The organism is Streptomyces sp. NPDC057099 (assembly GCF_042671245.1).
Lineage (GTDB): Bacteria > Actinomycetota > Actinomycetes > Streptomycetales > Streptomycetaceae > Streptomyces > Streptomyces purpurascens.
Map to the genome: position 1 here is coordinate 263,087 of NZ_JBHUTX010000001.1, position 15,292 is coordinate 278,378.

12 protein-coding genes and 1 pseudogene are annotated in these 15,292 nt (G+C 66.9%); 7 read left to right on the plus strand and 6 right to left on the minus strand.

What is annotated here, in order from left to right:
- Nucleotides 1–83 precede the first annotated feature (83 nt).
- From ACFT4A_RS01265 to ACFT4A_RS01275, 3 genes are all read right to left on the minus strand, one after another.
- The gene (locus ACFT4A_RS01265) at nt 84–824 is read right to left on the minus strand and encodes an ABC transporter ATP-binding protein (RefSeq protein ID WP_382824821.1); all 741 of its coding nucleotides are present in this window, start codon (nt 822–824) and stop codon (nt 84–86) included.
- Nucleotides 797–1,666 carry an ABC transporter permease gene (locus tag ACFT4A_RS01270; protein ID WP_382824823.1) on the minus strand — a complete coding sequence of 290 codons (870 nt, stop codon included), beginning with the start codon at nt 1,664–1,666 and terminating at the stop codon, nt 797–799. Before ACFT4A_RS01270 ends, ACFT4A_RS01265 begins: the two co-directional genes overlap by 28 nt.
- A 137-nt stretch (nt 1,667–1,803) precedes the next feature.
- Nucleotides 1,804–1,887 (minus strand): putative leader peptide, encoded by an 84-nt coding sequence (locus tag ACFT4A_RS01275; protein ID WP_349817350.1) that lies wholly within the window; start codon nt 1,885–1,887, stop codon nt 1,804–1,806.
- Nucleotides 1,888–2,009: 122 nt separating this feature from the next.
- Between ACFT4A_RS01275 and ACFT4A_RS01280 the strand changes: the two genes are divergently transcribed.
- Complete coding sequence (locus ACFT4A_RS01280) at nt 2,010–2,432, plus strand: secondary thiamine-phosphate synthase enzyme YjbQ (protein WP_382824825.1); 423 nt, start codon at nt 2,010–2,012, stop codon at nt 2,430–2,432.
- Nucleotides 2,433–2,579: 147 nt separating this feature from the next.
- Nucleotides 2,580–2,939, plus strand: a pseudogene (locus ACFT4A_RS01285) (recombinase family protein); the annotation flags it as partial.
- Between the two features lie 77 nt (nt 2,940–3,016).
- On the opposite strand, the gene ACFT4A_RS01290 reads toward ACFT4A_RS01285, so the two are convergent.
- Complete coding sequence (locus ACFT4A_RS01290) at nt 3,017–3,643, minus strand: hypothetical protein (protein ID WP_382824827.1); 627 nt, start codon at nt 3,641–3,643, stop codon at nt 3,017–3,019.
- Between the two features lie 372 nt (nt 3,644–4,015).
- On the opposite strand from ACFT4A_RS01290, the gene ACFT4A_RS01295 reads away from it, so the two are divergent.
- The 4 genes from ACFT4A_RS01295 to ACFT4A_RS01310 all read left to right on the plus strand — a co-directional run bounded on the left by ACFT4A_RS01295 (nt 4,016) and on the right by ACFT4A_RS01310 (nt 12,025).
- Nucleotides 4,016–4,723, plus strand: coding sequence for a hypothetical protein (locus tag ACFT4A_RS01295; RefSeq protein ID WP_382824829.1), 708 nt, complete (start codon nt 4,016–4,018; stop codon nt 4,721–4,723).
- Nucleotides 4,724–4,788: 65 nt separating this feature from the next.
- On the plus strand, nt 4,789–6,081 hold the full coding sequence (locus tag ACFT4A_RS01300) for a hypothetical protein (protein ID WP_382824831.1): 1,293 nt from the start codon (nt 4,789–4,791) through the stop codon (nt 6,079–6,081).
- Nucleotides 6,072–9,338 carry a hypothetical protein gene (locus tag ACFT4A_RS01305; protein ID WP_382824833.1) on the plus strand — a complete coding sequence of 1,089 codons (3,267 nt, stop codon included), beginning with the start codon at nt 6,072–6,074 and terminating at the stop codon, nt 9,336–9,338. The genes ACFT4A_RS01300 and ACFT4A_RS01305 overlap by 10 nt, the downstream gene beginning before the upstream one ends.
- A gap of 23 nt (nt 9,339–9,361) precedes the next feature.
- On the plus strand, nt 9,362–12,025 hold the full coding sequence (locus ACFT4A_RS01310) for an RNaseH domain-containing protein (protein ID WP_382824835.1): 2,664 nt from the start codon (nt 9,362–9,364) through the stop codon (nt 12,023–12,025).
- Nucleotides 12,026–12,222: 197 nt separating this feature from the next.
- On the opposite strand, the gene ACFT4A_RS01315 is transcribed toward ACFT4A_RS01310, so the two are convergent.
- Both ACFT4A_RS01315 and ACFT4A_RS01320 read right to left on the minus strand, forming a co-directional pair.
- Nucleotides 12,223–12,423 (minus strand): hypothetical protein, encoded by a 201-nt coding sequence (locus ACFT4A_RS01315; protein WP_382824836.1) that lies wholly within the window; start codon nt 12,421–12,423, stop codon nt 12,223–12,225.
- Nucleotides 12,424–12,762: 339 nt separating this feature from the next.
- The gene (locus tag ACFT4A_RS01320) at nt 12,763–13,749 is read right to left on the minus strand and encodes an FRG domain-containing protein (protein WP_382824838.1); all 987 of its coding nucleotides are present in this window, start codon (nt 13,747–13,749) and stop codon (nt 12,763–12,765) included.
- A 236-nt stretch (nt 13,750–13,985) separates the two neighbouring features.
- Between ACFT4A_RS01320 and ACFT4A_RS01325 the strand changes: the two genes are divergently transcribed.
- The gene (locus ACFT4A_RS01325) at nt 13,986–15,149 is read left to right on the plus strand and encodes a serine/threonine-protein kinase (RefSeq protein ID WP_382824839.1); all 1,164 of its coding nucleotides are present in this window, start codon (nt 13,986–13,988) and stop codon (nt 15,147–15,149) included.
- Nucleotides 15,150–15,292 lie beyond the last annotated feature (143 nt).

The window sequence follows — 15,292 nt, forward strand, 5'->3', positions numbered from 1 at the left end:
GTTGTACGGGTCGTGCGTGAGGGGTTCGCGCAGGTCAGGCGGCTTCGGCCGTAGGGTTCGTACGGTGCGGTGCGCGAGGTGGGTCAGGCGGCTTCGGCGGCCGTCGCCTCGACGCCCAGGCGTTCGAGGAGTCCGGCGCGCAGCGCGGCGAAGCGCGGGTCGGCGATGTCGCGGGGACGGTCGAGGTCGATGTGCTGCTCGTGGGCGATGACGCCGTTGTCCATCACCAGGACGCGGTCGGCGAGCAGCACGGCCTCCTCCACGTCATGGGTGACGAGGAGCACCGCGCACCCCCGGCGCTGCCACAGCTCGCCCACGAGCCGCTGGGCCTTGATGCGGGTGAGCGCGTCGAGCGCCCCGAACGGCTCGTCGAGCAGCAGCAGATCCGGCTCGCGCACCAACGCCCGTGCCAGGGAGGCGCGTTGGGCCTCGCCGCCGGAGAGGGTCTTGGGCCAGGCGTCCGAGCGGTGGCCGAGGCCGACCTCGTCGAGGGCCTGCTCGGCGACGGCCCGTTCGGGCTTGCCCGGCAGACCGAGAAGCACGTTGCGCCACACCTTCTTCCACGGCATCAGCCGCGGCGCCTGGAAGGCGACGGCCTTGCGGCGCGGCACCAGGACGCTGCCCTCGATGTCGCGGTCGAGCCCGGCGAGGATGCGCAGCAGCGTCGACTTGCCGCAGCCGCTGCGGCCGAGCAGGGCCACGAACTCGCCCGGTCGGACGTCCAGTCGCAGATCGTCGATGACGGCACGGCCGTCGAAGGAGCGGGTGAGCCCGTCGACATGGACGGCCTGGGGGGTCACCGGCCGGTGAACGTCGGTCGCCATTGCAGCAGCACCTTTTCGAGAGAGCGGACGATGAAGTCGGCGAGCAGGCCGAGAAAGGCGTAGACGACCAGGCAGACGATGATCACGTCGGTCCGCAGGAAGTCCCGCGCCTGCACCATGAGGAACCCGATGCCGGAATCGGCGTTGACCTGCTCGGCGAAGACCAGCGCGAGCCAGGCGATGCCGAGCGAGTAGCGCAGACCGGTCATCGCGCTCGGCAGCGCGCCGGGCAGTACGACATGCCGTACGAGGCCCCACCGCGACAGGCCGAGGGACTCCCCGGCCTCGATCAACTGGGAGTCCACGCCCCTGATCCCGGCGTAGACGTTGAGATAGAGCGGGAAGGTCACGCCGAGCGTGATGATGGCGACCTTGGGGGCCTCGCCGATGCCGAACCAGATGATGAACAGCGGGATGAGCCCCACGAACGGCACGGTCCGCAGCATCTGCAAGGGCGCGTCCACCAGGTCCTCGCCGATCCGGAACAGGCCCGAGAGCAGGGCGAGTCCGGTGCCGACGACCAGGCCGAACAGCAGCCCGACCGCGACCCGCTGGAGCGAGGTGCCCATCGCGGCGGGCAGCGAACCGTCGGCGACCATGTCCCCGCCGACCTGGGCGATACGGCCGGGCGAGGCGAGCACATCCGGCGGCAACGAGCCCGTGCTGCTCAGAAGTTGCCACAACACCAGCAGCAGAACCGGTCCGGTGGTGCGGCGCAGCCAGCGGGGGACGCGGGTGCGGCGGGAGGAGGTGGGGACGAGGGGCTGGAGGTCGAGATCAGAAGCCGATACAGGCGAAATATCGGGTACCGATGACCTCGGCGGGGCATGGCTGATGCTCATGAAGAGGCTCCACAGGGGGAGAGCGAGGGCCGTTGACGGCACGCCTCGTCCTCACCGCGCCCACGGGATCAGGGGAGACCGGCGGGCAGGCGCGACGAAGGCGAGGTGAGCGGAGAGGGGGGGGAGAGAAAGGGGCGTCAGCAGCCGCGGCGACACGCGGCGGAGGCCACCCGCAGCAGGTCGATGTGACCGCGCGTGGTGAGCAGGGCTGAACGCAACATGCGGCTGAACCTAGCCAGGTGGCATGCGCACGGTCAACGGCGTCTCGTCCAGTGGACGCCGGTATCGCCACTCGGTCCGGCCTGACCCGGTGAATCGTGGCGCGTGCGTCAGGATGGGGAGCATGTCAGATGTCTTCACCACCCGAGTTCTGAACATCACCTCCGGGTCCACTGAGAGGGTCGTCGACATCACCGGCGACTGCGAGTCCTTCCTGCGCGAGGCGGCCGCCGGCCGCGACGGCCTCCTCAATGTCTTCGTCCCCCACGCGACAGCCGGGATCGCCGTTCTCGAGACCGGCGCCGGCAGCGACGACGACCTCCTGGCCGCGCTGCACACACTGCTGCCCGCCGACGACCGCTGGCAGCACCGCCACGGCAGCCCCGGCCACGGCCGCGACCACGTCCTACCCGCCCTCGTCCCGCCCCACGCGACCCTGCCGGTGCTGGACGGCCGGCTGGAACTCGGCACGTGGCAGTCGGTCTGCCTGGTGGACACCAATAAAGACAATGTCAACCGTCAGATTCGACTGAGCTTCCTGGGCTGAGCAAGATCGTCCTGGGTGTGGCCGCCAAATCTCCGTACCTTGCGTGTTCGAAACGGAGAAGTCTTGCGCGGTACGGACCTGAACATGATCGAACGCCCCTACGACGGATGCGGGAAGTGCCTGCTCGGCGTGCGACGGCTGTCGCGGATGAAACTCGCTACGTCGTCGCCGGAGCGGCAACGCGAGGACGTGCTGACCGCCGCCGCGTCAGTCGGGGGGCACATCATCGGCTGGGCCGACGATTGGGAGGTGTCGGGCGCCACCGACCCGATGACCCGGCCGAAACTGGGCCCGTGGCTTCGCGATGAGCAGGGTCCGTACGACGGGTTGGTGGCCGCAGCCGTGGACCGGCTCGGCCGCAACGTCGTGGACTGCCTGAACACCGGCTACAAGATGCGTGACGAAGAGAAGCTGCTCGTCACCTACGGGCATGACGGTCCGTGGGATCTGGATGACCAGGTCGACGAGAACCGCTTCACTATGGAGGCCTGGGGCGCGCAGATGGAACTGCGGGCCATCCAGCGCCGAAACCGCAGCGCTACGGAGAAGACGCGGGCAGCGGGACGCCCGAAGGGGAAGCCTTCCTACGGGTGCAGGCGAGCCGGAGCCACGCCCGCGGGCGCCTGGACCGAACCGCCGTCGGCACCGGCCGCCAACTTCCTCTGCCTAATCTGCCTCCGAGGCGGAGCGGGGCTGGGAGACCCAGATGCGGATTCGATCAGCAGCAGGCTCAGCAGCCCGCCGTCGAAGACGCGGTAGCGCACCAGGTCGACCCGCTCATGCAGGCGCTTTACCGCGACCCGGTCGTGGTGAGAGAAACTGGCCGCAATACAAACCATCCGCGGGTTCCGCCAGTCGATCGACTGGGCGGCCTCGGAACCCAGCTGCTCCTTGACCAGCGCCTCGAACTCGTGACGCGCGGAGTCCAACCACGACAGGTAGGAGACGGCCTGCGAGAGGACACCGCTGTCGGCGCCTTTCTTGTACTCGATCAGCGCAGGCGTGCCGTTCTCGTCCAGGCCGAGCGAGTCGATACGGCCACGGTGCCACGGCCCGGTCGGGTACTCGGAGGCGAGGAAACGGATGCCGAGCATGGCCTCCATGCCGGCCTCGATCCGGCGCTGCAGATCGACCTCCAGCGCCATCGTTGAACCGCGCAGCTCGACGTCCCGGCCGTCTGCGTCGAGCCGGAACAGCTTCAGTTCGCTCACCAGCGGTTCCCCCTGTTGCGTCCGAGCCAACTACGGGAGAATCCGGCAGGGCTTCGATCTATTCCTGCGGGCACGGAACCGCTGGCTGGCCCTGTCGAAGCCCCCGACAGGACGTCAGAGCCGCTCTGTTCCTGATTCACCCGCTTGAGCAGCGTCTTGCGGGATCCGCTGCTCGAGGGGTGTCACTGGGCTGCCGTAGCCTGACTGGCATGCTGCTAAGTCGCCCCCGCGCGGCCCGAAAGGCCGCGCGGGGGCGGCTGATTTCGGCATGGCTTTGGGGCATAGGACATCGCCTGGGTGCTGCCAGCCACTCGGGTGGTCGCCGGACGATAACTCTGGATGTGATGCACCCTGCGGAAGAAGGCCGACGCGATGTGGGATGGTCTGAATAGCCGTCAGCGTAGCTACTTGCTCGCCTGCTTTCGTGAGGACCAGGAAGCGGAGCGCCGAGCTAGGGCGGCTCGGTCCACTTATCAGGACCCAGGGCCGGCCTCCGCATGGCGCAAGCTGCCGTTTTCGATCAAAGCCGACCTTCCGTTCGCGGAGTACACCACGATTCAGAGACGCCTTCGCGATGACGGTCGCCTCGACGCCGGAGCCGGAGCCACCCTGCACGCTCTCGCTCGCAGAGGGCTTCTGAAGATCACTGAAGATCGGATCGACGTTCCGGAGGTCGGTCTCGTTACCCGTGTTCTGGTGGAACTGACCCGTGCGGGCCGGGCATGTGCCCGTGTCGGACTAGGCATCGCCCCTGCGCCGCGCCGTCCCAAGCACCTGTTGTCGGAGTGGCTGTGGGGCAATCTGGCAAGGGTCGCCGCCGCCGGTCCAGACGGGCTGCCCGAGGACGTGATGGGAGGCAAGGCCAAGTACTACCTCGGTACCGATTACCGCCCCAACGGCAAGCCGAGTCGGGGTTACATCGATTGTTTCGCCGTTCGTACCGAGAAGGGGCGAGGGACGTTCGTCCTGGAGTACCGGTGGCGGATCACCGAGGCTGGAAGGCGGCACATTAACGCGTACCGCGCCGCATATCAGACTGCGTATCCAAATGTCCAGGTCAACGTCCCGGATTCGCTGTAACGGCCCTGATCGCCGCTCGATTGTCAGACCCCTGGTCTATGTTGCCGAGCGTGATGTTCACTTCCATGACCGAGCCGATCAGTCATGACGTAATCCGGCAGATGGTGATGCGGGCGGCGGCCATGTCGGCCGAGGCCTTCACGAACACTGAGCAGTCTCCCGAAGGCCGCCTGCGCACTCTGATGGAGGGCCACGGGGAGGTCCTCGCCGCCCGTGGACCCGGCCAGCCGCTCCCCTTTGACGCCTTCCTGGAGATACTGACCGGCGAGCTCGCCCTCCTCCTCCCTGACGGGGTGCCGCCGGAGGAGATGACCGGCGTCCAACTCATCAATGACGATGGCCTGTTCGAAGAGGACCTGTTCGACCTGGATCATGAACAGAGGGAGGTCGCGCGAGCCGTCCTCAAGGCGACCCGGGACGGCCGGTCCACCTCCCTCGCGGAACTCGAACAGGAGATGGACCAGGTCACTGTCTATGAGGGGTTACGGAAGCGAGGCACCCAAGAGGCATACGTCAAGGGTCGTTCCGACCTGTCTCGTATGCAGGCCGGGACCGAGACGGAGGTGCGGCGGCTGAACCTCCCTAGCGTCGTCGGCCAGTTCTACCGGCCCATCAGCTTTGCCGCGCTCTACGATCAGTGGTGGTTCGCCTGCCCCGTGTGCCGCTGGCCGATGAAGGTCACCCAACACCGTTCCCGCAAAACGGTCACTGGCAGGGTCCGCTGCTTCTACCGGCCGCACGCGGAGCTGATGGGAGCCTCCTACACTTTCAAGATCCCCGATGCCGGGAAGCCGCCGTCGCTGATCCCGGGCGCCCCACCCCCGGCCCCCACCGGAGCGGCGTCCGTCCTCGCCCCCGTCCTGCGCGGGCCCGTGCCGCAGCCGTTGCCAGCCGGCGGGCATCTCGCGCTGACGCGTGGCCCGTGGCGTTACACCACTGTTCCTGGCCTCGTCGAGATCGCCTTGTACGACGCGCTGCGCTCACGCGGTTTCGTCGCCGCCCCGGAGCCCTACATGAACCCCGTCGCCCTGGGCGTCGGGGCCGATTGTCCCGGCACGATCACCCTGTGGCCCTACCAGGATGCCTATGACCTGCACGTGGATGTGTGGCACCGCGACGACGAGACGGAGTCCTTCCTGCTCGACATCAAGGACTTCACCTCGGAGAAGCTGCTGGCGAAGAAGATCCAGGCTGACGGCGGCGATGCCGGTGGAGCGGAGTGGATTGTCGTCCCCGACCACCGCGAAGCCTCTCTTCCCCTGCTGCGCGGGGTGTGCGCGGAGTTCGGCCTGAACGTGGCCACCGCAGGTGACATGGGCGAGAAGATCTGCAGGAGGGCGGGAGTCCGATGGGCCTGACAAGCAAGCTCCGCAAGGACGACGCGGCGGTCTTCTGCGCGCTGGCACTCGCCGCCCACTACTTCCCCGGTCCGCCTGACGAGCACGGGCAGCCCACCGCGAGGTTCAGGTACGCCGCATTCCTCCTGTCCGGCCAGTACGACAAGTGGTCGGCCTGGGCGAGCCTGCCGCACGAGGAGAAACAACGACTCGCGGACGTTCTCGTCAACGCCCCCGGTGAGTTCGCCAGCGCGCCGCCCTTCACCCAGGCCGCCCGTAAAAGACTGGCAACGCCTCCTGCCGGGCAGGCCCCCCAGTTCGTTCCAGTCGGTGAACCGCCCGTGGCGGAAGCAGCCTCGCCCCGGGTCGGAGACGATCTTCTGGACTATGTGGACCGCACCCTGAAGCGGGTCCACAAGGATCACCCCCGTCCCAAACCTGCATCGCCCGCCGGGGCCGGGGTGTGGATGACACGCAAGCTCTACGCCGGAGGCATCGGGGAGATCCAGGGCCGCGCCCTCCTCCCCACGTTCGCGGGCACCTCCGAAACCGACCCGTGCCAGAGCTCGCCGCAGGTGAACACCGCGGCCTACACCCCGAACGTCGAGATCCCTACCAGCGGCCTACTCGATCTCGCCCGGCAGCTGGATCAGCGGCTCAAGCCCGAAGGCCGACACCTGCACCAGGTCCTCAAGGCGCTCTTCGGCCAGCTCAACACCACGGACACCATCTCTCCGAAGGAGATGATCCGCCTCCGCGCCGGTGCGACCGAGGTCTTCAACGCCCCCACCGGTACCGGGAAGAGCGTCCTCGTCCGCGTCATGGCGTCGTGGTTCGCCATCAACAGGCGGACTCTTGCGATCGTCCTGCCCACCGTGGAGGCGACACTCGCGGCAGCCTGGGATATCAGCCAGGACCTCGCATACCTTGGCCGCCCCGAGACGTGTACGCCCCTGATGTCTCCGTACGGACTGCACGAGCGGGCCATGAAGGTCGCCTCCCGCATCGAGGGCTCGATCGCCGAGCAGTCGGCCAAGATCCGGTGGAAGATCAGCCAGCTCTCCTACGGCTGCTCGCTGAACCGCTTCACCGAGTCCACGCACCCCTACCCGGTCGGCTCGGAATCCTGTATGAGCCTCTACCCGCTGCCCCCAGCCAAGGGAACCCGACGCTGCCCGTTCGTGCCGGTGTGCGGGAAGTACCAACAACACCACAACGCGTGCACCGCTTCCATCGTGGTGACCAACCACCACAACTTCATGATGGGCCGGATGCCCATCGGCATCGACCTCGACGGTCGGCCCACCGACGGCCTGAGCGTGGCCGAGTTCCTGCTGCGCCGGTGCCATGCCACCCTCATCGACGAGATCGACCAGTTCCAGTCCACGGCCATCGGGAAGTGCTCCAGCGAGCTGGTCCTGGACTCCCGCCTCGACAAGAAGATCCCGCTCCAGCAGCTCCACGACGAGCTTGGCAAGCAGCCGCCCGCCACGGTCAAGGAACTCGTCCCGCCGGTCACCTACGCCCGCTACCTCACCGAGTTCCTGTTGGCCGCCGTCTGCGAGGGGCAGCTCCACCTGCGGCACGACGAGGGCGATGGAGGCCCCGTCGGAGACCGGGCGGGTATGAACAGCACCGGATGGCACATCTCCGGGGGCCGGGACCGCCGTCTGATCCACCTGCTGTTCCCCGAATCAGGCATCACCAGCGAACACGAGATCCCGCAAGAGCTGTTCGACACACTCAATGCGCTCAGACCGCCCAAACCCGGACATGACCCGCTCGACGACCCGTTCAGCATGGTGGAACTGGAAGACCATCACCGGGAAGTGCGTAGCGTCCTTGGTGACCTTCTCGGCCACCGCGGTACTGATCTACTTACCCACGCACAGCACCGCCTGGACGACGTCCTCAGCGGCATCGTCAAGAACGAGCACGACCGCGCCGAGGCCGTCGAGCTGCTCATCGTCCGCACCTGGCTGTCCGAGCTGGACGACACCCTTAACGACCTTACGGGCAAGACGGCCCAACTTCGCTCCAGCGGTCTGGCCTCGGCCCGCGCCCTCGCCGAACGCCTCGAACGAGGCATCGGAGCCAACATCCTCCCGTTCGGCATGCTCGGCCGCGCCCTGTTCGGCTACCGCGTCACCGGCTTGGACGACCCGGCCAAGACCGGTGAGCTCACCTCCCAGAGCATCACCGGAGACCCGCACACTTACACCGCCCAGCTGGGCAGCATTGTCTCCCTCGCTCTCGCCGGCGTGGAGCGGCCCGTCATGGGCCTGTCCGCGACGGCGTACTTCCCGCAGGCCGTCCGCGAGCACATCCACAGCACCGTGAAGTGGTGGATGACCGACGCTGCGCCGGACAGTATCCGCGCGAAGAAGCACACCATCACCGACTCCCTCAACAACCCCATCCAGATCTCCGGGCTCCCCCAGAACCTCAAGGCCGCCGCCCTCAAGGCGCTCGGCGAGAACCTGTACGACACCCGCATCCACCCCGAGCTCGAACGCTTGGAGAAGGAGGACAAGGACCGCGCCCACGCCGCCGTGGTGGTCAACTCCTACCTGCACTGCCGCTACATCGCCCTTGGTATCTACAACTCCGGCAACTACACCGGCGGCCTGTGCGTCGCCGTCCCACCGGACAAGGAACGCCGCAGCGACCTGCCACCGCTACCCGCCGGCATCGTCGAGTTGACACCCGAGGAGTTCGAGACCTTCCCCACCAAGGGAAAGATCCTCGTCGTCCCCATGGCGCGCATCGCCCGCGGCCTGAACATCGTCATCGGCACCAAGTCAGCGATCACCCCCGTCTATTTGTGCACCCGCCCCCTGGCGCTCTTGAGCGATCCTCCGGAGATGTACGCCTCGGTCAACGCCGCTGGCCTCAACAGCCTGCCGAAGGAGCCCAGCGACGACCCCGTCAGCGCTCTCACCGCGGCACGCACCGAGGCGTGGAGACGCCTCAGCCTGATCATGCGCTCCGCGCCCGGCTTCGGGTCGACTCACAAGGTCCTGCAGGAGGAGATCGTCGCAGGCATGGTCGTGGACATGATCCAGCTCGCCGGACGAGCACGGCGCGGTGGAACGGACATGACTCTGCACCTCGTGGACTACGCCTTCCACCGCGACTCGTGGCAGGCCGACCTCGCCAGCATCCTCAAGCGGATGCACGACAACTGGGACGAGGACGAACGCCGCCGCATGAGGGACATTTACCGCGAAGCCCTCGCCGCCTTCCTTGCCTACGCCGGAATCGACCTTGCTGCATGACCTTCGAAGGAGAACCCGTCCCTATGTCCTCCCGCCCGCCCAAGGCGACCCAGCGTCTCGATCTCCTCGCCGTCCGGGTCACGCGCAGCCTCCTCTCGGACGCCTCCGTCCACGTCCGTGACTGCGGCCCGGCCGGCGTCAAGCTGTGGAACACCTTCGACAACGCCTACCGCCGCCGGGCAGGGCGGGACGAGGTCCAGGCCCCACACTCCGTTGCGACAACGGCCCTTCGCGCCCTCACCGGCGGGTACGTCTGGCTCGACGCCAAACGAGCCGTCCTGGCCAGCCGGGACCCCATCGACGACGACACGGTCCGCGACGTCTTCACGCTGCTGTACGGACTGGCGACCGGCGAAGACATCGACGACATCGACCTGAACCAGCCCGTCAGCATCGCGGAGAAGTTCGCCTCCACCACCCAGGAACAGCGCGCACTGGCCGACTACCTGGGGTCCTCGCCGAGCAGGCAGCCAGACGCCCCCAACTGGGTTTATGAGACTGTCGCCTGGGACCTCGCCCGCCGGATCTCGGCCGAACCCTGGGCGATCGACGGCCTGTCCGTCCGGCTCCGCCCCGACACGGCGGGTGGTCTCGTCGCATGGGACGACCCGTGGCCGGACGAGAGCGGAACTCGGTTCGCCCTTCCACGGATCCGGCTGCGTATGAAGACCGAGCCCAACGTGAAGGACCTCCTGATCCTCGTCTCCGCCTCGGCGACCCGTATCAGCAGCTCCATGGACTTCGCCCGCACCGTCCTCGCCGAGCAAGACCGTGCAGACCGGCCGCTGGTCGAGGTCGAACTCGATGGACGGGGCCGCCTACGTAACGTCAACCGGCTTGCCCTCCAGACCCTCTCCCGGCTCGGCATGGGCCGCTCAGTCATCCATGGGGTAGACCGGCAGATCCATGCCGACAGGCTGGCTCGCCAGCAAGCCCAGGAGAAGGGTGAGGAGAGGCCCGCCCCGCAGCCACTGGGCACCGTGCGGCCCATCATGGCCAAGAACTTCTATTTCCCCGTCGGCTCGGGTGTCGGCATGGGCTACTACCGGGGGTTGTACAACCACGTCCAGAGCACCCTCGGCGACAACTGCCAACCGTTGTACGGATTCTTCGAAGGTGGCAACTTCAAGCAGGCCAAGAAGGACGAAGTCCTCATGGAGCCGCTGGACGTCACCCGCTCCCTGGACGCCATGGGTCTCAAGCACCTGCGCATCGTGTGCCTGTGGGCGACCGACGAAATCCGTCAGCGGATGATCAACGCACTCGCCCGCGCCTACGGACTCGACCCCGCCGGTCTCAACCCCGCCGAAGGCAAGAGCGTCACGCTGCACGGCACCCGGGTCAGCGTCGTCTTCCACCACGTTCCCGAATTCCTCCAGCACGGGCCCGCAGCCGGCCGGTCCGCGCACACGGCCGACTTGGTCTCCTTGAAGGCGGCGTCGGGGGAGATCGTCGGTGTATGGGCGGAAACCGAGTACGGCGACGGGAAGAAGGGCTCCCCGCAGAGGCCGAAGGACAGCGAAGACGCAAAGCACCAGACCCACCGCGTCCTGGCCAGAATGGACCTGGTCGTCCAGTACATCGACCGGGCCGTCCAGACCGGCATCGACAAGTCCACCGGCATGGACCACCAGAGCCTGTCCTGCCTAATGGATCTCTACCGCAACCTCGGGTTCATCGACCGGCGGATCTCCCGTGTTCTGACCAAGCCCATCGGTGAGCTCCCGGCCGACGGTGTCGCGCACTGCGGCGTTCACGTCCGGAGGCAATCACGCCGCCAGGGCGAGAGGGACGCCAGGATCTCCGTCTCCGCAAGCGTCCTCAAGCCCCCCACCGCGCCGGACGGTGCGTGGACGCTCCACGGATGGTCCTACACCGACCGCACCTGGAGGCCATACCACCTGGCCGAAGCCGCCTTCCACGCCGCCGACTATCCGGCCGGGAAGATGACGGAGTTCATGGACAACTTCGCCGGCTACTCCAGCACTGCCAAGGTCATCGACCAGGCGCTGGAAGACCTCGCCGACTACCTGGGTGGCATCCCGTACACGGTCACGGTGGACGGCGTGGCCTGCCGGCGGCTGTGGAAGGGCCTGAACAACAGGACCCAAGGCCAGCCACCCGAGCCCAACACCACCTGGCTCCCGGGCTCCACGATCGCTCCCAAGTACCGGCCGATCGCCGTGATCCGCCTCAACACCACCGATGAGGAGGTCCCGCGCCCGGTGCAGGTGACCATCACGGACGAGGACGACAGCGAGATCAAGACCAAGGAACGCACCACGCAGGTCTTCCGGATCGACCCGGATCCGGATCTCGGGGAGCAGGGCACCTGGCTGCTGGTCAACACCACCCATCAGTTCGACGGCAACGGCGCCGGCAGACAGGGTTCGAAGAAAACTCGCTATGGCGCACTGCCCTGGAACAAGGGGAAGAACGAGATCAAGGCGAACTACTACGCCATGACCGCAACCGAGATCTTCCCGATCGCCGTGAACAATGAGCACCGCCGAGAACTGATGATGGTGACCGCCAGGCTCTGCCACCAGGCCCTCGCCTGGAAGCACCGCACCCGCTACCCGATCCCCCTCCACGCGGCCCTCCAGATGGACAAGGACCACCCGCAATACCGACGCACCGTCACGCCTGAGGATGTCGACGGCGAGACGAATAGCGAGGAGGAGTAGCCTCGTCGCCTCTTCCCTACAATCGCGGCCCCACCATGCAGAGGAATCGCACCTGCCGTCGTTCTATGGGGTTCGAGTGGTGGGCGGTGTCCGTGGCCTCTGGCGAGCCAACGGCTCTTTGCTGATCCAATGCGGTGTCGGCTGGTAGCAGCTGAGGAGTGCGCCCAGGCGGTCACCGCGCAAGCGCTGGCAAGCTATCAGGGCGGAGTGGACATGGAGGTGTTCATCGACGGCTCAGCGATGCCGCCATCGCCGAACGGCTGCGGATTGCCATCGGTGGGCGGGGTGCCTGCTGGCGCTTCAAGGACGTGCTCGCCCGTGATGAGCGAGCCTGGCGCCGGTTCTGCGATGAGCGGCAGCGTGGTCGCGCCCACGCCTGGCTGGCCGAGGAGGACCATCGCGCGATTGGTCTCCCCATTCTCCGGCGGACGGTGCGATCCTGACTCAGACAGGGGCAGGGGCAAGGGCAAGGGCAGGAGGAACTGGCTTGTACCGCTGTACCCGCAGCCGACGGCTCGCCGAATCTGTACTGCGCGGGACAGAGGGGGTGTGACGCTGGTTCGAGTGCCGCGATGATCGTATCCGACCATCGCATGATGGGGCTCGTAGAAGAACGGCAACCCCATGCTCGGGGATGACCCCGCACCTGCTCAGTGGATCTCCCCACTCGCCCTGGCCGTCTGGGGCGGTCTCGCCACCATGCTTCCGGGCGAATGGCGATCTTCCACCCTGCCGAGCTACGCGCTTTTCGGTACCCGGAACGTCCTGGCCATGCTGCCGATTTCCCGCAGGGCCAGTCTGCGCACTTCGCCGATCGGCGGATACATGCTGTCCATGGTGATGGGTTTGTCCAGGGCCTTCAGACGGTCGCGCAGTCCGCGTTTCCATTGGGCTTCTATACGCACCGTCCACGCCTTGGCAGGCCAATTTTTTCCGGGAACGGCGTAGTCCGGGAAGAAGATGTTGAGGTTGGTGATCTCGTCTTGTTGTTGTGCGGTGAGCCGTTTCCCCTCGAACCTCATAGGTCGGCCCGGATAGCTGGCGGTCAGCCCGCCGACGAGGAACCGACCCCTCTGGGCGCGCATGCGGGGGTCGAGATCGTTGGGGTGGATCACAGCGACCCGGTTCGTCCACGCGGACTTGGCGTTGCGCGGACCGAGCGCGGTGCCTTTCCACTCCAGCTCGTCCTGGGCGGTGAGGAGGATGGTGTCGGGCTGGCCATCCCTCGTCACGGCGGGGAGCTCGATGATGAAGAGGCGGCCATCAGTGTCTTCGGCGCGGTCGACAGCGAAGAACAAGGCTTCGTATGGCTCGGCGGAGACGTCGATGAGCCGGGTGGGGATCCCGTGGTGCTGGAGGACCGCGAGAAGTTCTCCGTCTGTCATCAGCCGCCCTATTCCTTCAATGTGCTTCATGACCATCAGGAGGTTCTTTTCAACCTCTTGCATTTTCATCTCGGTCACGTCGGGGTCATTGGCCCATATTTCGCGAAAGAGGCTGGAGGTGAGTGCATAGTCTGCATTTGGCTGCCCGCGATAGAACGTTCGCTTGGAACCTGGAGCTGGCGGTTTGGCTCCTTTCGGAACGGGAACAGGGGCGCCTGATTCCATCCATTCCCACAGGGCTCCCAGGGAATCGATGCCGAACTTCTTGTGGATTTCCCTCGTTCGGAAGAATCTGCCGGGGAGGGGGCCTTCATCTTCGGGGGGTTCGTCACGCTCCATGGCGGCTCCTCGCGCCGGTCCGCCCCTGGATCGAGCGTGCCACACGAGCCGCACGGGTGCGCGGCTACGAGCGGACTGTCCAGGGTGAGCGAAGCCCAGCGCGTAGCGCCGCGCGTGGAAACAAGGGATCTTCTGTACATCGGACAGACAACGACTACGCTCGATTACTCTTGATCGGCGCCCTGCCTCCAATGGTCGGCGCGGGGGCAAGGAGTGCTGAGTAGCAAATGGTGGGGATGCCCGAGCGGATCGGTCGGTACACCGTGGCCAAGGAGCTGGGCTCGGGCGGCATGGGAGAGGTGTATCTCGCGTACACCCCCGGTGGTGATCCGGTCGCGGTGAAGCGGATCCGGAGCGACAAGCTGGATCCCCTCATGCGGGCGCGATTCGAGAAGGAAGCGCTGATCGCGCGGACCGTGATCGGTACGAACAGGGTGGCGCGGTTCCTGGACGCCGACCCGTTTGCCGACCGGCCGTGGCTGGCCATGGAGTACGTGGCCGGGCGCACGCTTCTTGCGTGTGTCGACGAGGAGGGTGTCCTTCCCACGGCGCTGGTCGCCAGCCTTGGTGCGCTGCTTGCCGAGGGGCTGAGTGCTGTCCATTCAGCTGGACTGCTGCACCGGGATCTGAAGCCCCAGAACGTTGTCATGGGCAAGGACGGTCCCGTGATCATCGACTTCGGGCTCGGCGCGTTCATGGACGCCGCGACGGAGTCGCTGTCGCACAGCGGCATGATCATCGGGACCGTGCGCTGTATGCCGCCGGAGCAGGCGAGCGGGCAGCCGAAGGTGACGCCTGCCGCGGACGTGTACGCGCTGGGCACGGTGCTGTTGTACGCGGCGGCCCGGCACTATCCGTACGACGGCGCGGCGTGGGAAGCCGTCGCCGTGCAGGTGGCGAACCCCGCAATCGGACCGGATCTGAGCGGCGTACCGGACGCGATCAAGCCGTTGATCGCATCGATGCTGGCCCATGTCCCGGAGGAGCGGCCGACGCTCGGGGTCGTGACCGACGCGTGCGCGCAGCTGCTGAAGTCCGCCGGGCTGCCCCCGGCTGAAGCACGGCTTCAGCTGATCGCTCGTACGACCGCGGGTGGCACCCCTGATGCGGCCAAGGAGCCGCTGTCACCGTCGTTCGAGATGCTGCTTGAGGCACAGGGCAAGATCGTGGAGATCTCGGGTCCCGACTCACCCCTCGACGGTCTGAGGACAGATGCAAAAGCGGATGCCGATGCTGCCGAGGCGGACGTGGAGCAGAACGTCACGCCGGGGGAGCCCGCCAGGCCGGTCTCGGATGCACCCGCGGAGCCGAAGGTCCGGTCCAAGGCCGGGAGGTCGCCCGCCTCGAAACGGGTTGCGGACGAGCTGCGGACGGAGTACGCGGTTGATACCGCACTGTGACGGTCGAACCGTCCGTGGCTGGTGAGAAGCTTGGCGGGCACGCGTGTGGAGTGGCCTGGGGCTGCCCATACGTCGTGTGACCGGTGAACCGCGTGGGGTGTGCCGTAGGTGTGAGGATCGGAGCGAGTGTGGGCGTCGAGGCG